The organism is Alteraurantiacibacter aquimixticola (assembly GCF_004965515.1).
GTDB classification, from domain to species: Bacteria; Pseudomonadota; Alphaproteobacteria; order Sphingomonadales; family Sphingomonadaceae; genus Alteraurantiacibacter; species Alteraurantiacibacter aquimixticola.
The window spans coordinates 388,379-407,298 of the sequence record NZ_SSHH01000001.1 but is presented as its reverse complement, the minus strand read 5'-3'; the positions used below and the strand labels follow the sequence as shown (position 1 = coordinate 407,298).

Below are 18,920 nucleotides of genomic sequence, written 5' to 3'. Positions count from 1 at the left end.
AGGAATGACCGCACAGGCCCATACGTTATTATTGTTCGGAGCGACGGGGGATCTGTCGCGCCGCATGCTCCTCCCCAGCCTTTGCGCGCTGCATGCCGAAGGGCTGGTGCCGGAAGACCTGCGCATCGTCGGAACCGCGCGTTCGGAGATGAGCGATGGCGAATTCCGCAATTTCTCCCGCGATGCGCTGGAGAAGTTCCTGCCCGCCGAACGGCGCGGCGGCGTCGCCGATTTCCTCAACCGGCTGCACTACCAGCAACTGGATGTGACCACGCCCGAAGGCTACAAGGAGCTGGCGAAGCAGGCTGGTCCTGGCGAGGATGTGGCGATCTTCCTCTCCACCGCGCCCAGCCTGTTCAAGCCGACGATCGAAGGGCTGCAGGCAGCCGGTCTTGCAGGTGAAGGCGCGCGCATCAGCCTGGAGAAACCGCTCGGCAACGACCTCGCCTCCAGCTGCGAGATCAACGATGCGGTCGCCTCCGCCTTTCCCGAGGAGCGGATTTTCCGCATCGACCATTACCTCGGCAAGGAGACGGTGCAGAACCTCCTCGCGCTGCGTTTCGCCAACCTGATGTTCGAGCCGCTGTGGCGTTCGCAATATATCGACCATGTGCAGATCACCGTGGCCGAGACCGTCGGCCTCGAAAGCCGGGTCGATTTCTATGACGATGCCGGCGCGCTGCGTGACATGGTGCAGAACCACATGCTGCAGCTGCTCGCTCTGGTGGCGATGGAACCGCCCTCCAGCTTCTCCGCCAATGCGGTGCGCGACGAGAAGGTGAAAGTGCTGCGCGCGCTGCGCCCCGTCTCGGCGGACGAGGTGGTGACCGGCCAGTATCGCGGCGGTGCGAGTAGCGGCAAGATAGTGCCCGGCTATGACGAGGAGCTGGGGCGTGACAGCGATACGGAGACTTTCGTCGCGCTGAAGGCGCATGTCGACAATTGGCGCTGGCGCGGCGTGCCCTTCTACATGCGCACAGGCAAGCGCCTGCACGAACGCGTGACCGAGATCGTGGTGCAGTTCAAATCGGTGCCGCACTCGATTTTCGAAGGCGCGAAGATGAGCGCGAACAAGCTCGTGATCGGCATCCAGCCGACCGAGAACGTGCAGCTCAACCTGATGGCCAAGGTGCCCGGCATCGACCAGGAGGGCATGGTGCTGCGCCCCGTCCCCCTCGATATCGCCATGCCCGATGCCTTTTCCGGCAAGGTCAAGCGCATCGCCTATGAACGCCTGCTGCTCGACCTGATCCATGGCGATCAGACGCTGTTCGTCCGGCGTGACGAGGTGGAGGCGCAATGGAAATGGATCGATGCGATCCGCGAGACCTGGGCCAAGGAAGGCATCACGCCCAGGACCTATGCCGCCGGAAGCTGGGGTCCCAGCGCCGCCATCGCCCTTGCCGAACGCGACGGGGTGAGCTGGCATGAGTAACCTCCACCCCGCGCTCGAGCGGGTGACGGACCGGATTATCGAGCGATCGAAGGACAGCCGCGCCGCCTATCTCCGGCTCATGGAGGAGGAGGGCGAGCTGCATAAGGACCGCAATGCCGCCCTGCCTTGTTCCAACCTCGCCCATGGCTTTGCCGCCGCCGAGGAAGACAAGCAGGCCATCGCCACCCGGGCCGGGCCGAATATCGGCATCATCAGCGCATACAACGACACGATCTCCGCCCACCAGCCCTATGGCGCCTACCCGCCGCGGCTGAAGCTCTATGCCCGCGAAGTGGGCGCCACGGCACAGGTGGCAGGCGCGACGCCCGCCATGTGCGACGGGGTCACGCAGGGCAAGGAGGGCATGGAGCTCTCCCTGTTCAGCCGCGACGTGATCGCTCTCGCCGCCGGGGTGGGCCTCTCGCACCACATGTATGACTCGGTGGCGTTGCTGGGCATTTGCGACAAGATCGTGCCGGGCCTACTCATGGGGAGCCTGCGCTTCGGCTGGCTGCCCGCCATGTTTGTGCCCAGCGGGCCGATGCCCAGCGGCATCCCGAACAAGGAGAAGCAGCGGGTCCGCCAGCTTTATGCCGAAGGCAAGGCGACCCGCGCCGAACTGCTCGAAAGCGAGAGCAAGTCCTACCATTCGGCGGGCACCTGCACCTTTTACGGCACGGCCAATTCGAACCAGATGATGATGGAGCTGATGGGCCTGCACATGCCGGGCGCCGCCTTCGTCACGCCGAACACGCCTTTGCGGCAGGAGCTCGACCGTGCCGCCGTCCACCGCCTCGCCGCGATCACGCGCGAGGGGAACGACTACCGCCCGCTGGCCAAGGTCGTGGACGAAAAGGCGGTGGTGAACGCCGCCGTCGGCCTGCTCGCCACCGGCGGATCGACCAACCATGCGATCCACATTCCCGCCTTCGCGCGCGCGGCCGGGATCGTGATCGACTGGACCGACCTCGCCGAGCTTTCCGCCGCCGTGCCGCTATTGAGCCGCGTCTATCCCAACGGTTCGGGCGATGTGAACCACTTCCACAATGCGGGCGGGATCGGCTTTGTCGTTGGCGAGCTGCTGAAGGCGGGTCTTGCCCACGCCGATGTGCTGACCGTCGCCGGGCAGGATGGCCTCAACGATTATGCCAAGGAACCTTGGCTCGATGGTGAGAGCCTCGCCTGGCGCGATGTGGGTGAGAGCGGCGACAAGGAGATGCTCCGCCCCGCCTCCGATCCCTTCCAGGCCGATGGCGGCATGCGGCTGGTCGAGGGCAATCTCGGCCGCGCCTGTTTCAAGACCAGCGCGGTGACAGAGGATCGCTATACGATCGAAGCGCCCTGCCGCGTCTTCTCCGACCAGCGGCAGGTGGCCCAAGCCTTCAGGGACGGCGAACTCAACCGCGACGTGATCGTCGTCGTGCGCTTCCAGGGCCCGCGCGCCAATGGCATGCCCGAACTCCACGCGCTGACCCCGGTCCTGGGCGTGCTGCAGGACAAGGGATACAAGGTGGCGCTGGTCACCGATGGCCGCATGTCGGGCGCATCGGGCAAGGTGCCCGCCGCGATCCATTGCTCGCCTGAAGCACTGGGCGGCGGTCCGCTCTCGCTGCTTGAAGATGGCGACATGGTGAAGCTGTGCGCGACCACCGGCACGCTCTCCACCACGGCGGACCTTACCAAGCGCACACCTGCCGAGGCACCCCCGCCCGCGAGCGGAACGGGTCGCGAGATCTTCGCCATGTTCCGCATCGGCGCGGACGAGGCGGAAAAGGGCGGCAGCGCCATGCTGGCGGCGGCGGGGCTGTAATGCAGATCGTCGCGATCGATGTCGGCGGCACGCATGCCCGTTTCTGCATCGCCACGCGCAGCGACGATGGAACGATCACGCTCGACGAGCCGGTAACGCTGGAGACCGAGGACCACGCCAGCTTCCAGACCGCGTGGGAGGATTACCGCGAGCGGCAGGGCGGCAGCCTGCCCGACAAGGTCGCCATCGCCATCGCCGGACCCGTAGGCGGCGATGTGATCCGCTTCACCAACAATCCGTGGATCATCCGCCCTGCCCTGATCAGGGAGAAGCTGGGCGTATCCGACTACGTGCTGGTCAATGATTTCGAGGCCGTGGCGCATGCCGTCTCCCGCGCGCCGGAGGACCAGTTCCTCCACCTTGCCGGACCGGATGAGCCCCTGCCTGCCAGCGGCACGATCAGCGTGCTCGGCCCCGGTACCGGGCTCGGCGTCGCCTGGCTGTGGCGCAATGGCAAAGGCCTCACCCATGTGCAGGCGACCGAGGGCGGCCATGTCGATTTCGCCCCGCTCGACCCGATCGAGGATGCGATCCTCGCCCGTATCCGCAAGACCCACACCCGCGTTTCGGCCGAGCGCGTCGTCTCCGGCCCGGCCATTGTCGAGATCTACGCCACGCTCGCAGCCCTCGAAGGCAAGGCCGTGCGCGAGCAGGACGATGTCGCCATCTGGACCGCCGCGCAGGACGGCAGTGATAGCCTTGCGGGCGCGGCGATGGACCGCTTCGCCCTCTCGCTCGGCTCGGTGGCGGGCGATACGGCACTGTCGCAAGGCGCCTCCGCCGTGGTCATCGCGGGCGGTCTCGGCTATCGTCTGCGCGACTATTTGCCTACATCCGGCTTTGCCGAACGCTTCTGCGCCAAGGGCCGCTTTGCCGGCATGATGGCGCGGATGCCGGTAAAGCTGATAACCCATCCGCAGCCCGGCCTGTTCGGTGCCGCGGCTGCATTCTTCCAGCGCCATGAAGGAGCTGCCGCATGAGCGATACCGCCGCCTACAACCCGCATGAGATCGAGCGCGTGATGCGCCTCGCCCCCGTGATCCCCGTGCTGGTGATCGAGGATGATGGCGAAGCGCGCGAAGTGGCCGAGGCGCTGGTCGAAGGCGGGCTGACGGCGCTGGAGGTGACCTTGCGCACGGATGCGGCGCTCAATGTGATCAAGCGCATGAACCTGGTGAAGGGCGCTGTGGTCGGTGCGGGTACCGTCACCAATTCGCGCGAACTGGGCGCAGCGCTGGATGCGGGGGCCGAATTCATCGTCTCTCCCGGCCTGACGCAGCCGCTGGGCGAAGCCGCGTTGAAGAGCGGCACACCCTTCCTTCCCGGCATTGCCACGGCGGGTGACATCATGCGCGGCATGGATATGGGCCTTGAACACTTCAAGTTCTTCCCCGCCATGGCCGCAGGCGGCATCCCTGCTTTGAAGGCCCTCGCCGCGCCCTTCTACAAGGCGAAGTTCTGCCCCACCGGCGGCATCAGCGCCCAGACCGCACCCGACTGGCTGGCGCTGCCCAGCGTGCTGTGCGTCGGCGGGTCGTGGGTCGTGCCCAAGGGCGCCTCGCCCGAGGAGATACGCGAACTCGCCAAGGCGGCGTCGAGCCTCGGCGCATGACCACGCTGGCCGACCTTACCGAACGCCTCCAGCAAAGCCATCAGCGCACGGCGGAAACGCCGCTGTTCAACCCCGTCTTCCAGCTCTCGCTGGACCTGTCGCGCATGCTCGAAAGCGGTGAGCTGTCACTGGAGGATTGCGCCGCGATCATAGCCGAACTCGAATGCGCGGCCTTGGGCCAGCGGGCGGAGCGGCTGCGCAACATGGTCGCGCCAGTCGGCCGCGATGCCAATGTCGCCGCGCTGGAAGAATGCCTGACCGAACCGACTTTCGCAGCCTTCGCGGATCGCTGGGGCAGCCCGCAGCTCCACGCCGTCTTCACCGCGCACCCGACTTTCCTGATGACGCCCGCGCAGACCGATGCAGTGGCCGCCGCTGCCGCCGCCGGAGAGGGCGTGGAACCCGATTGCGTGATCGGCGAACGTCCGCAAGTCACGCTCGCCTACGAGCACGGGCAAGCGATGCACGCCATCGCCAATGCGCAGGTCGCGCGCGATACGCTGAACGCCGCGCTGCTCGACCATGCGCGCAAAAGCTGGCCGGACGAGTGGCTGGCGATGAAGCCGCTGCCTTTCCGCTTCGCCAGCTGGGTCGGCTATGACATGGATGGCCGCACGGACATCACCTGGTCCAATTCGATCGGCTTTCGCCTTGCCGAAAAGGTCGAGCGACTCTCGCTCTATTGCGATGCGCTGGCGAAGATCGACCCCGCGCATCCGCTGCTCAACGAGCTGAAGCCGGCGACCAATTATGCCGAGGAACGCGCGGCCGATTTCGCGGGCGACCTGTCCGATCCCGCCGCGCTTTCGGTGGCCGCCAATCGCCTGACTGCCAGCGATCCGCGCAAGCTGCTTTCGCTCGCGCCCTATATCGAGCGGCTGGAACAGGAAGCGGCCGAGACCGACGATGCCGCCCGCGCCGTGGCGCTGAAGACGCTCGCCGCTTCCATGCGCGCCGATGGCCTTGGCATGGGCTGGATCCACTTCCGCGTGAACGCGAAACAGCTCAACAATGCGATCCGCCGCAAGCTTGATCCGACCGGCGCGATCGACCTCGCCAGCAAGGGCGCGATCGTCCATATCCGCCGCGCGATCGAGCAGGTGAAGCCGCACCGCTCCAACTTCGGCGCGCTCGCAATCGAAAGCTCCACCGCGATCCGGCAATTCCTGGCGATGGCGCAGATCCTCGCCCATGTGGATGCGGATGCACCGATCCGCATGCTGATCGCCGAATGCGAGGAGCCTGCGACGATCCTCGCCGCGCTCTATTTCGCCAAGCTGTTCGGGATCGAGGACAAGGTCGATATCTCGCCCCTGTTCGAGACCGAGACCGCGCTGGAACATGGCGGCCGCTTCGTCGATGCGCTGCTGGCGGAGGAGATCTATCGCGATTACGCCAAGGTGCGCGGGCGCGTGGCGATCCAGACCGGCTTTTCCGATGCTGGTCGCTTCGTAGGGCAGATCCCAGCCAGCCTCGCCATCGAGCGCCTACAGGGCCGGCTGGCCGAGGCGATGGCCGAGCACGAGATGGAAGGCGTCGCCGCGCTGATCTTCAACACCCATGGCGAAAGCATGGGCCGCGGCGCGCATCCTTCCTCGCTGGAAGACCGGCTGAACTGGCCGCTTTCGCCCTGGGCGAAGCGCCGCTTTGCCCGCGCCGGCATCATGCTGGAGCCTGAAGTGAGCTTCCAGGGCGGCGACGGTTACCTGTGGTTCTCCACCCCCGAACTGGCGCTGGCGACGCTGACGCGCATCGCCTGCATCCGCCCCGCCCATACCGATCCGGACGCGCCGAAAGACCTGTTCTATCGCCGCACCGACCTCAGCCTCGATTTCTACCGCGCGATCAAGGAGCATCAGCGCGAGCATCTGGAAAGCCGCACATACAGCCGCGCTGTGACCGCCTTCGGCCTCGGCCTGCTCAATTCCACCGGCAGCCGCGTCAGCCGCCGGCAGAGCGACCTATCCGCCGACCGCGAGATGAGCCTGCGGCAAATCCGCGCCATTCCGCACAATGCCATCCTGCAGCAGCTCGGCTATCCGGTGAATGTGATCGCCGGGATCGGCCACGCGGCGGAGGGCAATTACGAGGAGATGGCGCAGCTGTTGCAGGATAGCGAGCGCGGGCGGCAGCTGGTTCGCCTGGTGCGCGCTTCCAATGCGCTCGCCAGCGTGAAGACCGTCGCCGCACATGGTGAGCTGTTCAATTCCGCATACTGGGCCAGCCGCCCCTACCGCGGGACCGAAAGCCACCTGACTTCCGCGTGCGAGAAGCTGGCAGAGTACCTGGTGAAGGATGACCGGGTGGGCGTGTTCCGCCGCCTCGCCAGCCGCCTGCGCGTCGATGCGCTGAAATTGCACCGCCTGCTGGACCTGATCCCGGACGAGGACCCGACCGCCAACCGCGAGGAAAAGCGCCGCATGATTGGCGTGCTGCAGGCGCTGCGGCTCGCCCTGCTGCAACACATGTTCATCCGCGCGGTCAGCGTGCCGGTATTCAGCCGCGCCAATGACGTGTCGCGTGATGATGTGCTGGAAATGGTCTTCACCCTGCGCGTCGACGAGGCGCTGGCGCAGCTTCGCCGCGCCTATCCCACCAGCTTTCCCAAGATCACCGATTTCCAGCTGGATGAGCCGACCGACTATCCGGAAGGCGAGGACCACGGTTACGAGGCGATAAGGCGCGATTTCATCGATCCGATCGAGACCGCCTATGCCCTCTCGCTACGCATCAGCACGGCGATCGCGAACATCTTCGGGGCCCATGGATAAGCGTTAATTCGGGGTAACTGCCACGTCCCCTTTCGGGACTCGCGCTATGATGTTACTGTCGGCATTCAATGCTTGGGGCATGGGGGCATCCATGAATTCGCCTGCAAAATGGATTGGCGGGGCAACCGCCGTATCAGTGATGCTGATCGCCAGCATGGCTTTCGGCGGAAACGCATTGGTCGCAAAGGCCAATAATGACGAGATGGCGAGCTGGATCGAGGGCAACGACGTTCTGGCGGAGAATACCGCCGTCACCGCTGCCGCTCCCGTCGACCTGTCGCTGGACGGACAGGCAGAGGCGCTTCCGGAATTCACCTCGCAGCCGGTGGTGCAGGAGGTACCCGCCTACGATCCGGAGAATCCCTTCGTCATCAAGCGCGTCCTGCCGATCGAAGGACCGATCCGCTATGGCGAATGGCACTGGGATGACGAAGGCGTTCCCGACGGCCCTCTGGTGATGACGGTGGACTTGCAGGCGCGCGTGATCAGCGTGTTCCGCAATGGCTACGAGATCGGCGCGGCCGCGACCCTGCTCGGCACGCCCGACCACCCGACGCCCACCGGAACCTTCCCGATCCTGACCAAGGAACGGCACAATGTCTCCGAGAAATACAACAACGCCCCCATGCCCTGGACGCTACGGCTGACCTGGGACGGCGTGGCGATCCATGGCGGATCGACGGTCGAGCTCGGCTATGCCAGCCATGGCTGCATCGGCGTGCCCGACGAATTCGTCAGCCGGTTGTACGATATTGCAAAGGTTGGCGACGTGGTGATCATTACCGACGGCGTGATGACCGGCGTGGGCGGCCAGCTGGGGGGTTAGGGACCGCAGGTTGCCGTTCGCCCTGAGCTTGTCGAAGGGCCGTTCTTTCCCTTCTTCCCTTTGGCAAGACGAAAGCGGTCCTTCGACAAGCTCAGGACGAACGGAGTTGCTTGTCAGCCCGTCTTGCGCGGCGGTTCGGGGCGAACCACCCATTCCTCGCCATCAACCGTAACCAGTACGCCTGCGAGGTTGCCGCCCTCGCCCCGCTCGAGCCGGTCGAGCAGTCGTGCAAGGTCCCCGCCTTCGGGATCACCGCCGAATTCGAACAGCGCGTGACCAAGCAGACGCATCCGGATCGCTCGCGGTCCGATCGGATGAATGCGAAGCAAGCCGTCCTCCTTGCGAGAGTTGTTATGCCAAGCAATATCGCTCGCCCACCACAAGGCATCATCGGCCTCGGCGAGATGGCGGGCGGAGGCAGCCAGCATGCGCGGTTCGAGCCATTCGACTCCTTCAAGCGCCTGGCGCATGCGCACCCGCTCGAAATCGGCATCGGCGTTGGAGGGGTCTTCGACGAATCGCTGTGCCGCGGATTGAACTACAGCAAACAGCTCACGGCGGGTGAAGTCGAGCACAGGCCGGATCAGGGTGACCTTGCCTGCTTCGTCAAGCGTAACACGTTCGCGGATGCCGGAAAGCCCGGTCACGCCGACGCCACGGTTGAGCCGCATGAGCAGCGTTTCCACCTGGTCGTCTGCGTGGTGCGCGGTAGCTATAACCCCAAGTCGCCGACGCTCCGCCCAGCCGCCCAGCACTTCGTATCGCGCCTTCCGCGCCTTCGCCAGCAGATTGCCCTCGCCCACCTCGACGCGCAGCACCTCGCAGGGAATCCCCCGCGCCGTGCAAGCGACGATGACCAGCGCGCATTCATCCTTCGCCTCCGGACGCAAGCCGTGATCCACGGTCGCGACTTCGAACTGCCCCGGAATCACCGCATGGGCGAGCAGCAGCATGGCCATGGAATCGGGCCCGCCCGACACGGCGAGGCCGATCTTGCCGCCTTCGGGATTCAGCCGTTCGAGCGCCGCGCGGAACCGTTCGACAAGCTCCGGCGGAATCGGATCACTCGCAGTCGACACGGCCCCGGCTGGTGTCATAGAGCCCCTGCAGGCGGCCGGTGGCGAGCGCCGGATAGGTATCGCCGAACTCGGCCAGCGCGATGCAGGCGCGGCGGGTGTCGCCCAGCTCGATCATGCTCTCGGCAAGGTAGAGCAGGCTGTCTGCGGCGCGGGCGGCCTGCTTGTCGGACTGGTAGTTCTCGAAGAAATGCGTCGCTGCGCGGCGGGCATCGCCGGCATCGAGGAAGGCGCGGCCCAGCAGGTTGCGACCATAGGTAGTGCGCCAGTGGCTCGGATATTGCTCCACGAACATCGCCAGCTGCTGCTGCGCTTCGGGGTAATAGCCCGCATCCCACAGGCGGAAGCCATAGGTATATTCATCATCACCCCGGTCGTCGGTCACGGGCTTGGTGATGCCCTGCACACCAGCGAGCCGTTCGGGCGTGGGGCCGGCCACCGCGGGGGCCGGCGTATTTACGGTCGATGCCAGTCCGCCAAGCTCATTGCCTTCACCCACGGGGATCACGCCGGTCGGCTGGGCGGGAGCGGGAGTGGGAGTGGGAGTGGGAGTGGCTGCGACAGTGGTAGCCCGCGCCTGCTCGATCTCGTTCACCCGCATGTCGAGCAGGGCGAGGGAATTTTCGTTCACCTCGGTCGCGGCGGTCAGGCGGGCCAGCTGCTGCTCGATCGCATCGAGCCGCGCGAGCACGTCGGTCAGCGCGCTGGCGGAGGGAACGCCGGCCTGCGGGCGCTGAACCGGCTGCGCGGTGTTGGCAGTGATCTCCGGCTCGAAAAAGCGTGAATCGCCGCCGGGAAAGACCGCCCGCTGCAAGGCGCGCAGCTGCGCTTCTATGCTCTCCAGCCGGTTGTCGATCTGCGCATGTGCCGCCTGCGGGACCATCCCCGCCACCAGTGCCGCGGCGACCAGCGAGCCACCAAAGCTGCGTGCTGCCAAAATCCTGCCTGCCATTGCTTGCCTTCCCATTGTCTTCAACGCCTCGTGCCTGCGTGTCACTCGCTCACCGAATAGAGGATGAACCGTGCGGAGTGGAGCCGCCCAGCCTGGAAATCCCCCGCTACGCGTCCCGCTAAGGGACATGCCCTATAGCTGCGATAGCGGGGCACTGGCCGTGTTGACCGGTATCTCGCGCGCCAGCAGCGAGGCTGCGTCCACCGGCACGTCGCGCATGGTCACCATCTCGCTCGCAAGCGGCGGTATCAGCTGTCCGCCCACGGTGATGCGCAGCGCATCGGGGCGGCCGGTCCACAATTGCGGTCCGTCGACATCAGCAGGCACTGTGTAGCTTTCGCCCTCGGCCAGTTCACGCTCCATCAGGCGGCGCCCGGCAGCATCGTAAAAACGCACCCAGACATTGGGCGCTGTGGCGGTGAAGACCACGGCACCCGCCGGGCTTGGCTCAGCCGATTGCGTGCCCGCTTCGGCCTCTGCGGCGGCGGCCGCTGCGGCGGCTTCAGCTTCCTCGGCCTCCTGCTGCTCGACCAGCGAGGGCAGTTCGGCTGCGGGCGAAAGCGATACGCGATAGGCGGTGAACAGGCCCGCCAGGAGGATCAGCACGCCCAGGATCGAGAGCCATACCAGCCGACCGGAAGGCGCACGCGCCGGGTCGCCCGGCTCGTAACTGTCACGACGCTCACGCTCGGCGGGTGCCGCCGCATCCATTTCGGCGCGGACCATGGCAACGATGTCGTTCTCGTCCAGCCCTACTTCGCGCGCAATATTGCGGGCAAATCCGACCGCGTGGCTACGCCCGGACAGCTTGCCGAATTCGCCTTCCTCGATCGCGTTGATGTAGCGCTGGGCGATGCGCGTCCTTTCCGCGACATCCTCAACACTCAACCCGGCCTTTTCGCGCGCGAGGCGCAATTGCGGACCCACCCCGCGCGGGAGGAGTGTATCCTCAGGCATTTCGATCTGTTCGCTCATGAAATTTCCGACCGGTTCGGGCCCGCATTCGTGCGGCCCGTGATTGACGCCATCAATGGAGCGAGAGGCCGACAAGTCAAGCCGACTTGCCGCAATCGCCCGCTATTCCACCTCTATTCCGCGCTCTTCCGCCCAGGCGGACAAGGCGGCGCGCATATCCTGCGGCGGCTGGGCCATCCAGCCCTTCATCGCCTCTCCGATATCCTTGGTATCCACCTGGCGCACCAGCTCCTTGATCTGACCGATGGAAGCGGGTGTGATCGACAGGCGGCGAATGCCCAGGCCAATCAGCGCGAGCGCTTCCATGCGCCTGCCGCCCATCTCGCCGCAGACGCCCAGTTCCACACCGCTGCCCGCGCAGTTGCGCACCACGCGCTGCAGGAAGCGCAGGATCGCGGGACTCAGCCAGTCATAACGTTCCGCCAGCGAGGGATTGGCGCGGTCTGCAGCGAAGAGGAACTGCGTCAGGTCGTTCGTGCCGATCGAGATGAAGGATATCTTCGGCAGCAGCAGGTCCAGCGTCTCTGCCAGCGAGGGCACTTCCAGCATCACGCCATAGCGGATCGCGCTCGGCAGCTTGTGCTTGCGCTTCTTCAGGAAGGCGAGCTGGCCTTCGAACACCTCTTTCGCGGCATCGAATTCCCATGGCTCGGAGACCATGGGGAACATCACGTTCAATTCCCGGCCTGCCGCGCCTTCCAGCAGCGCGCGGGCCTGCACCTTCATCAGCCCTTCGCGCTCCAGCGCCAGGCGCAGCGCGCGCCAGCCCATGGCCGGGTTCTCGTCCTCGCGGCTCTTTTCGCTGGAGAGATAGGGCAGCGACTTGTCGCCGCCGATATCGACGGTGCGGAAGATCACCTTCTTGTCGCCTGCGGCATCGAGCACGTCGCGATAGAGACGCGTCTGCCGGTCGCGCTGCGGCAGGGCAGCGGATACGAGGAACTGGAATTCGGTGCGGTAGAGGCCGATGCCGTCCGCGCCCGTCAGGCTGAGCATGGCGACATCGTCACGCAGGCCCGCATTCATCATCACCTCGATCCGCTCGCCATCGCGGGTGAAGGGTTCGACATCGCGCAGCTTGGCATATTCGGCCTGCCGCTGGCGCTTCTGCACCAGCCGCGCCTCGAAAGCGTCGAGCACGCCCTGGCCCGGGCGCACGGTAACCTTGGCCGCATCGCCATCGACCAGCAGCGTATCGCCCTCGCGCACCAGCCCGCGGACGTTGCGCACGCGGCCGATCACCGGCACGCCCATGGCGCGCGCGACGATCACCACATGGGCGGTGAGGCTGCCTTCCTCCAGCACCACGGCCTTCAAGCGCCGCTTGTCATATTCGAGCAGTTCGGCGGGGCCGAGATTCTTGGCGATCAGGATGCTATCGCCATGCAGCCCCGTGGTCGCCGCCGTGCCCAGCTGGCCGGAGACGATGCGGATCAGCCGGTTGGCGAGATCCTCAAGATCATGCATCCGGTCCGCCAGCAGCGGGTCCGAAATCTCGCGCATGCGCTGGCGGGTGCGCTGCTGCACCCGCTCGATCGCGGCTTCCGCCGTCAGGCCGCTATCGATCGCCTCGTTGATGCGGCGCGACCAGCCTTCGTCATAGGCGAACATCTTGTAGGTCTCGAGCACCTGTTCATGCTCGCCATCCACGCCGAATTCGGCCTGGCCGGCCATGGTGTCGATCTGCTCGCGCATCTTGTCGAAGGCGAGATAGACGCGCTGGCGCTCGGCCTCGATATCCTCGGCCACGGTCTGTTCGATATGGATGCGCGGCTGGTGGAATACCGCTTTGCCCAGCGCCAGGCCCTTCACCAGTTTCAGACCGTCGAGCACCTGCTGCCCGCTCTGCGCTTCGGAGCGTTCGCCAAGGTCCTCCTCATCGACCAGTCCGGCATTGTGGATGAGCTCGGCCAGCACCATGGCGACCGTCTGCAGCGCCTCGATCTCCACCTCTTCATATTTGCGCGATTCGACATGCTGCACGGTCAGCACGCCGATGGCGCGGGCGCGGCGCACGATGGGCACGCCGGCGAAGGAGTGAAACTTTTCCTCGCCCGTTTCGGGGCGGTACTGGAATTCGGGATGGGTCGTCGCCTCGTCGAGGTTCAGCGTCTCGATATTCGCGGCGATGGTGCCTGTCAGGCCCTCGCCCACGCCCAGGCGAGTGACGTGGACCGCGCTCTGGTTCAGGCCGCGGGTAGCGTAAAGCTCCAGCATCCCCTCGCGCAGGAGGTAGATCGAGCACACCTCGCTATCGAGCGCTTCACCGATAATGTCGACGATGCGGTTGAGCTTGGCCTGCGCATGGGTGCGCGCGGCCATGACCTCGTGCAACTGGGTGAGGATCGATCGTGCGGCAGCGGCGGCTCCTGGCATGAGGACATGCCTAGAACATATTCACCGCTTTGGGAATGTCTCGCGAGCGAAGCTTTCGCCCGCGAGACAAGAAATGTCAGACGGCCATCAATGCAGCGAAAGCTCTTCCTTCAGCTTCAGCTTCTTCTTCTTGAGTGCCTGGATCGTCTCCATGTCGGGTGAAGGCCGGTTCATCTCTTCCTTGAGACGGCGTTCCAGCCCTTCGTGTTTTGCTTCGAGGGCGGCGACATGCGAGGATTCCATTGGCGTTCTCCTGTCGGATATGTGTGGCATGGCCCCTGTTGTTCAGGGCACAGCATGACGTTGCGAACGCGACTCGCGGACTCCCGTGAGTCGCGCAATTGTCATCAAATCACGAAAAGTCTGGATCGGCAATCGCGGGCTGCTACCAGTCGTGCCGGCAACACGATCGCAAGCAATGCGGGTGAAAGGGACCGGGCGTGACCGAAGAGGAAATGCGCAAGAGGCTGGCGGCGCTCAGGGTCGAGCATCGCGACCTCGATGCCGCTATTGCTGCGCTGACCGATACTGACGGGCCCGACCAGCTGCGGGTCGCCCGGCTGAAGAAACGCAAGCTGGCATTGAAGGACCAGATCGCGCAGATCGAGGATTACCTCACCCCCGACATCATCGCCTGACAAAGCGCCGGCCGCACCACGTCAATCAGCAAGATCCGCTAGGCGGGTAAAGCGTTTCCCATCGGGACAGGGGAAATTGAGCTGGGATATTAACGCTTACCAGTCTGGTGCAGGACCGGCGCGCGCGATAGCAAAGGCGGCATGGCCACACCCGCCAGCATCAGCCCCACCATCGTGGAGACGCTCTACCACGACGCCATCGACCTGGCCGAAGAAGCACGCTCCGTGTTCGACCTGTCGGGACGGCTGGATGCCGTGTCGGCCAATGCCGGCCTGTCGCGCGTGGCCCTGTCTTGCGAGGCGCTGCGCACCACCACGCGGATGATGCATGCGATCGCCTGGCTGCTCAATCACCGCGCCTATTTCGCCGGGGAGCTGAGCGAATTCCAGCTGCGCCGCCATGGCCGCCTGCCGCCCGCGCAACCGGAAAGCGATCCGGAACAGCTCGCCATGCTCGATCGAGAGGTGCGCGAGCTGATCGGCCGCACGAGGGCCTTTTACGCGCGCATCGCCCGGCTCGATAATGCCTGGCGCGAAAGCTACACGATGCACCCCAGCGCCATCCACCGCCTGCGCGAGCGGCTGGGTAATGCGGTGAGCGGCCTTTAGGGGGCGGCAAGCGAACCTTGGCTTAATTCGTCATTGCGAGGAGCGAAGCGACGCGGCAATCCGGAGCAGTTCCGCGCCAAGCCCTGGATTGGTTGGCCAAGGCCAGCTGCGCTTCCGCTCCGCTCGCAATGACGACCACAGGGGCCAGCGCCAACAGCAAGCTACACCTTCGCGAGAGCCTCGGCCCACGCCGCCAGCCGTGTCTCACGCCTGGCCGCATCCATTTGCGGCGTGAAACTGCTGGTCTCCCCGATCATTTCCGCCGCCGCCGCGCCCAGCGAGGGATGCAGGCCCGATCCCACCGCCGCCAGCATCGCCGCGCCGAGCGCGGTGGTCTCCACGAAAGCGGGCCGCGTCACGGGAAGGTCGAGCAGGTCGGCAATGTCCTGCACCATCCAGTCATTGGCGCTCATGCCCCCGTCGATGCGCAGCGAGGTCCATTCGACGCCATCGGCGGCATAGGCGCGGGCAAGGTCATACGTCTGGTAGGACATGGCCTCCAGCGCAGCCCTGGCCAGATGCGCCTTGCCGGTGGCGAAGGTCAGCCCGGTGATCGCGCCGCGCGCATCGGGTTGCCAGTGCGGCGCGCCGAGGCCCGTATGGGCGGGCACGATCACCACCCCGCCGCTATCCTCGATCGAGCGGGCGAGGTCTTCGGTCTCGTGCGCCGTTTCGATGACCCCGAGAGAATCGCGCAGCCACTTGATCAGGCTCCCGGCAACGAAGACCGATCCTTCCACCGCATAGCTCCGCTCCCTGCCAAGCTCGCACAATACCGTGCCCAGCAAGCGGTTGTCCGAGTGCGGCAGTTCGCTGCCCGTGCAGGTGAGGATGAAGGCGCCGGTGCCATAGGTGACCTTGGTATCGCCCGGTGCAAGGCAGCCCTGCCCGATCGTCGCCGCCTGCTGGTCGCCCGCCATGCCGGTGATGGGAATGGGCGCGCCGAGCAAGCCTGGCGCTGCCACGCCCAGCATGCCCGCATTGTCGACCACCTCCGGCAGGGCGGCAGGCGGAATGCCGAACAGGTCGCACAGCTCCAGATCGAAGCCTTCGCCATCGAGTGCCAATAGCAGCGTGCGGCTGGCATTGGACGCGTCAGTGATGTGGAGCCCGCCTGCCAGCTTGAACACAAGCCAGCTTTCCACCGTGCCGAAAGCGAGCCGCCCATCCTGCGCCGCCTTCGCTACCTCTGGCTCGTTGTCGAGCAGCCAGCGCATCTTGGTGGCGGAGAAATAGGGGTCGAGCAGCAGGCCGGTCTTGCCGCGCACCATCTCCTCATGCCCCGCCGCCTTCAGCTGGGCGCAGAATTCGGCGGTGCGGCGGTCCTGCCAGACGATGGCGCGGCACAAGGGCTCGCCCGTTTCCTTGTCCCAGGCCACCACCGTCTCGCGCTGGTTGGTGATGCCGATGGCGGCGATCCGGTCCGCGCCGCCCGCCTTCTCCACCATCGCCTGCGCGCAGGCGAGCGTGCGCTCCCAGATCTCCCCCGCATCATGCTCGACCCAGCCGGGCTTCGGATAATGCTGGGTCAGATCCTGCTGCGCCACGCCATGCTGGCGGCCATCGCCACCGAACAGCATTGCGCGTGTCGAGGTGGTCCCCTCGTCCAGCACCAGGATCAGGCGATCGGTCATGGCAATTCTCTCCCTCCTCGCCCATATGCCGCGCATGTCGCTTCCCCCGCAACCCTGGCCGACCGGCGAATGCGAAGAGCTGGAGCCGCTGGTGCGCCGAGTGCTGGCCCCCAATGGCTCGCCCTTCACCTTTACCGGCACGCAGACCTACCTTGTCGGCAGTGAGGATGGGCTGGCGGTGATCGACCCCGGCCCCGCCGATCCCCAGCACCTCGCCGCGCTGGAAGCCGCGATAGGCAATGCGCGCGTGACGGCGATCATGTGCACGCACACGCACCGCGACCACTCGCCCGCCGCCGCGCCGTTGGCGAAAAGCACCGGCGCGCCGATCATCGGCTGCGCTCCGCTGCATATCCAGAGCGACGCCCCGCGCGTGGATGCGCCTTTCGACAAGGAGTACGAGCCCGACCGCGTGCTGGCCGATGGCGAGCAGGTGACCGGCCCCGGCTGGACGCTCACCGCCGTGGCCACGCCCGGCCACACCTCCAACCACCTCTGCTACGCGCTGGAGGAAAGCGGCGCCCTGTTCACCGGCGATCACGTGATGGGCTGGTCCACCAGCGTCGTCGTCCCGCCCGATGGCGATATGGGCGACTACATGGCGAGCCTGACCAAGCTCTATGAGCGCGAGGACCGCATCTATTACCCCGCGCATGGCCCGGCAGTAACGAAGCCGCGCCAGCTGGTGCGCGGCATGGCCGGCCACCGCCGCGCGCGCGAGCGGCAGATTGTGAAGCTGCTGGCCGAACAGCCGCGCACCATCACAGAGCTGGTGCCGGTGATGTATAAGGGCGTCGCCGAATTCCTCTGGCCCGCAGCTTCGCAAAGCGTGCATGCGCATCTTATCGAGCTGGAAAAGCAGGAAAAGGTCGCACTTTCCGATGAGCAATGGTCGATTGCTCCCGGCAATTAATGCAATTTGCGGCGCAGGCGCTATATCGCACCCAGCAGACACATTTTCGCACCATGAAGAGGTAGCATGACCCTCCAGACCCTCATCCCCGCCGGCACCGACCTGCTTGAAGAGATCAACCGCCTCCGCAAGGAGAAGAACGCGATCATCCTGGCGCATTACTACCAGACGCCCGACTTGCAGGACATTGCCGACTTCGTGGGCGACAGCCTGGAGCTTTCCAAGAAGGCGGCGGAAACCGATGCGGACGTGATCGCCTTTTGCGGCGTGAAGTTCATGGCGGAGACCGCCAAGATCCTCAGCCCCGAGAAGATCGTGGTCCTGCCCGACATGGAGGCTGGCTGTTCGCTCGAAGACAGCTGCCCGCCGGACAAGTTCAAGGCTTTCCGCGAGCGGCATCCGGACCATATCGCGCTGACCTACATCAACTGTTCGACCGAGGTGAAGGCGCTGTCCGACATCATCGTTACCAGCTCGTCCGCCGAAACGATCCTGTCGCAGATCCCCGAGGACCAGAAGATCATCTTCGGGCCGGACCGCCACCTTGGCGGATACCTGTCCCGCAAGTTCAACCGCGAAATGCTGCTGTGGCCGGGCGTCTGCATCGTGCATGAAGCTTTCAGCGAGAAGGAGTTGCTGAAGCTCAAGCAGCAGCACCCCGATGCCCCCATCGCCGCGCATCCGGAATGCCCGCCGCACATTATCGACCATGCCGATTTCGTCGGCTCGACCAGCGGCATCCTCAATTTCGCCAAGACCTTCGAGGGCGACACTCTGATCGTGGCGACCGAACCGCATATCATCCACCAGATGGAAAAGGCGCTACCGGAGAAGACCTTCATCGGCGCGCCGGGTGCGGACGGAAACTGCGCCTGCAATATCTGCCCTTACATGGCGCTCAATACGATGGAGAAGCTCTACCTCTGCCTGCGTGACCTCGAACCGCGTATCGAGATCGAGGAACAGCTGCGGCTCGATGCGAAGAAGAGCCTCGACCGGATGCTGGAAATGGCCGCGGGGACTGTCGGCAAAGGTGATCTGGGGCGGGCTTAGCCCAACCGATTCGAAAAGCTCCCAAATCTCTCTCAGCCGATATCCGAACCCCTCTATTCTGCCAACTTTTCCACAGGCTCATTCGCTAAATTGATAACGATCTCAGACCCATTTTCTGTGGGTAAATCAATTCACGAGTGAGGGATTCAGAAGTCGTAGCGCCAGTCAACAAAGTCGATTTTAAGAAAAAAAACTTAAAATTCAGAAGGTTACAAGTCTCGCGGCTCTTTCCGAGAATTT

The 18,920-nt window shown here is 65.2% G+C and carries 16 protein-coding genes; 10 read left to right on the top strand and 6 right to left on the bottom strand.

Annotated elements, in window-relative coordinates:
* Nucleotides 1-4 precede the first annotated feature (4 nt).
* The 6 genes from zwf (at nucleotide 5) to E5222_RS01670 (ending at nucleotide 8,454) form a co-directional block, all read left to right on the top strand.
* Nucleotides 5-1,435 carry a glucose-6-phosphate dehydrogenase gene (gene zwf, locus E5222_RS01695; protein ID WP_136691901.1) on the top strand — a complete coding sequence of 477 codons (1,431 nt, stop codon included), beginning with the start codon at nucleotides 5-7 and terminating at the stop codon, nucleotides 1,433-1,435.
* On the top strand, nucleotides 1,428-3,245 hold the full coding sequence (gene edd / locus E5222_RS01690) for a phosphogluconate dehydratase (protein WP_136691899.1): 1,818 nt from the start codon (nucleotides 1,428-1,430) through the stop codon (nucleotides 3,243-3,245). Before zwf ends, edd begins: the two co-directional genes overlap by 8 nt.
* Nucleotides 3,245-4,225: a glucokinase gene (locus tag E5222_RS01685; protein ID WP_136691897.1), complete on the top strand. Its 981-nt coding sequence runs from the start codon at nucleotides 3,245-3,247 to the stop codon at nucleotides 4,223-4,225. The genes edd and E5222_RS01685 overlap by 1 nt, the downstream gene beginning before the upstream one ends.
* Nucleotides 4,222-4,857: a bifunctional 4-hydroxy-2-oxoglutarate aldolase/2-dehydro-3-deoxy-phosphogluconate aldolase gene (gene eda / locus E5222_RS01680; protein WP_136691895.1), complete on the top strand. Its 636-nt coding sequence runs from the start codon at nucleotides 4,222-4,224 to the stop codon at nucleotides 4,855-4,857. The genes E5222_RS01685 and eda overlap by 4 nt, the downstream gene beginning before the upstream one ends.
* Nucleotides 4,854-7,628 (top strand): phosphoenolpyruvate carboxylase, encoded by a 2,775-nt coding sequence (locus E5222_RS01675; protein ID WP_136691894.1) that lies wholly within the window; start codon nucleotides 4,854-4,856, stop codon nucleotides 7,626-7,628. The genes eda and E5222_RS01675 overlap by 4 nt, the downstream gene beginning before the upstream one ends.
* 91 nt (nucleotides 7,629-7,719) lie before the next feature.
* Nucleotides 7,720-8,454, top strand: coding sequence for a L,D-transpeptidase family protein (locus E5222_RS01670; protein WP_136691892.1), 735 nt, complete (start codon nucleotides 7,720-7,722; stop codon nucleotides 8,452-8,454).
* Nucleotides 8,455-8,567: 113 nt separating this feature from the next.
* On the opposite strand, the gene tilS is transcribed toward E5222_RS01670, so the two are convergent.
* From tilS to E5222_RS01645, 5 genes are all read right to left on the bottom strand, one after another.
* On the bottom strand, nucleotides 8,568-9,551 hold the full coding sequence (gene tilS, locus E5222_RS01665) for a tRNA lysidine(34) synthetase TilS (protein ID WP_136691890.1): 984 nt from the start codon (nucleotides 9,549-9,551) through the stop codon (nucleotides 8,568-8,570).
* Nucleotides 9,517-10,482: a tetratricopeptide repeat protein gene (locus tag E5222_RS01660; protein WP_136691888.1), complete on the bottom strand. Its 966-nt coding sequence runs from the start codon at nucleotides 10,480-10,482 to the stop codon at nucleotides 9,517-9,519. Before E5222_RS01660 ends, tilS begins: the two co-directional genes overlap by 35 nt.
* Nucleotides 10,483-10,614: 132 nt before the next feature.
* Nucleotides 10,615-11,457, bottom strand: coding sequence for a helix-turn-helix domain-containing protein (locus E5222_RS01655; protein ID WP_136691886.1), 843 nt, complete (start codon nucleotides 11,455-11,457; stop codon nucleotides 10,615-10,617).
* A gap of 102 nt (nucleotides 11,458-11,559) precedes the next feature.
* Nucleotides 11,560-13,833 (bottom strand): phosphoenolpyruvate--protein phosphotransferase, encoded by a 2,274-nt coding sequence (gene ptsP / locus E5222_RS01650; RefSeq protein WP_136691884.1) that lies wholly within the window; start codon nucleotides 13,831-13,833, stop codon nucleotides 11,560-11,562.
* An 87-nt stretch (nucleotides 13,834-13,920) separates the two neighbouring features.
* Nucleotides 13,921-14,076: a DUF465 domain-containing protein gene (locus E5222_RS01645; protein ID WP_136691882.1), complete on the bottom strand. Its 156-nt coding sequence runs from the start codon at nucleotides 14,074-14,076 to the stop codon at nucleotides 13,921-13,923.
* Nucleotides 14,077-14,273: 197 nt separating this feature from the next.
* Here E5222_RS01645 and E5222_RS01640 point away from each other — a divergent pair, with 197 nt between their 5' ends.
* Nucleotides 14,274-14,471 (top strand): YdcH family protein, encoded by a 198-nt coding sequence (locus E5222_RS01640; RefSeq protein ID WP_136691880.1) that lies wholly within the window; start codon nucleotides 14,274-14,276, stop codon nucleotides 14,469-14,471.
* A gap of 141 nt (nucleotides 14,472-14,612) precedes the next feature.
* Nucleotides 14,613-15,080: a DUF1465 family protein gene (locus E5222_RS01635; protein WP_136691878.1), complete on the top strand. Its 468-nt coding sequence runs from the start codon at nucleotides 14,613-14,615 to the stop codon at nucleotides 15,078-15,080.
* A 161-nt stretch (nucleotides 15,081-15,241) separates the two neighbouring features.
* Here E5222_RS01635 and glpK read toward each other — a convergent pair whose 3' ends face one another.
* The gene (glpK, locus tag E5222_RS01630; RefSeq protein WP_136691876.1) at nucleotides 15,242-16,714 is read right to left on the bottom strand and encodes a glycerol kinase GlpK; all 1,473 of its coding nucleotides are present in this window, start codon (nucleotides 16,712-16,714) and stop codon (nucleotides 15,242-15,244) included.
* Between glpK and E5222_RS01625 the strand changes: the two genes are divergently transcribed.
* Both E5222_RS01625 and nadA read left to right on the top strand, forming a co-directional pair.
* A complete protein-coding gene (locus E5222_RS01625) occupies nucleotides 16,713-17,627 on the top strand; it encodes an MBL fold metallo-hydrolase (protein ID WP_425456225.1) in 915 nt (304 codons plus the stop codon). The genes glpK and E5222_RS01625 overlap by 2 nt on opposite strands.
* 66 nt (nucleotides 17,628-17,693) lie before the next feature.
* Nucleotides 17,694-18,680, top strand: a complete 987-nt coding sequence (nadA, locus tag E5222_RS01620; RefSeq protein ID WP_136691874.1) for a quinolinate synthase NadA — start codon at nucleotides 17,694-17,696, stop codon at nucleotides 18,678-18,680.
* The last annotated feature ends 240 nt before the right edge of the window (nucleotides 18,681-18,920 follow it).

Coding starts and splice junctions, on each gene's coding strand:
- E5222_RS01660 (WP_136691888.1), bottom strand. CDS start 10,482: ATGGCAGGCAGGATTTTGGCAGCACGCAGCTTTGGTGGCTCGCTGGTC.
- E5222_RS01685 (WP_136691897.1), top strand. CDS start 3,245: ATGCAGATCGTCGCGATCGATGTCGGCGGCACGCATGCCCGTTTCTGC.
- glpK (WP_136691876.1), bottom strand. CDS start 16,714: ATGACCGATCGCCTGATCCTGGTGCTGGACGAGGGGACCACCTCGACA.
- E5222_RS01635 (WP_136691878.1), top strand. CDS start 14,613: ATGGCCACACCCGCCAGCATCAGCCCCACCATCGTGGAGACGCTCTAC.
- E5222_RS01645 (WP_136691882.1), bottom strand. CDS start 14,076: ATGGAATCCTCGCATGTCGCCGCCCTCGAAGCAAAACACGAAGGGCTG.
- edd (WP_136691899.1), top strand. CDS start 1,428: ATGAGTAACCTCCACCCCGCGCTCGAGCGGGTGACGGACCGGATTATC.
- E5222_RS01670 (WP_136691892.1), top strand. CDS start 7,720: ATGAATTCGCCTGCAAAATGGATTGGCGGGGCAACCGCCGTATCAGTG.
- zwf (WP_136691901.1), top strand. CDS start 5: ATGACCGCACAGGCCCATACGTTATTATTGTTCGGAGCGACGGGGGAT.
- eda (WP_136691895.1), top strand. CDS start 4,222: ATGAGCGATACCGCCGCCTACAACCCGCATGAGATCGAGCGCGTGATG.
- ptsP (WP_136691884.1), bottom strand. CDS start 13,833: ATGCCAGGAGCCGCCGCTGCCGCACGATCGATCCTCACCCAGTTGCAC.
- tilS (WP_136691890.1), bottom strand. CDS start 9,551: ATGACACCAGCCGGGGCCGTGTCGACTGCGAGTGATCCGATTCCGCCG.
- nadA (WP_136691874.1), top strand. CDS start 17,694: ATGACCCTCCAGACCCTCATCCCCGCCGGCACCGACCTGCTTGAAGAG.
- E5222_RS01675 (WP_136691894.1), top strand. CDS start 4,854: ATGACCACGCTGGCCGACCTTACCGAACGCCTCCAGCAAAGCCATCAG.
- E5222_RS01625 (WP_425456225.1), top strand. CDS start 16,713: ATGGCAATTCTCTCCCTCCTCGCCCATATGCCGCGCATGTCGCTTCCC.
- E5222_RS01655 (WP_136691886.1), bottom strand. CDS start 11,457: ATGAGCGAACAGATCGAAATGCCTGAGGATACACTCCTCCCGCGCGGG.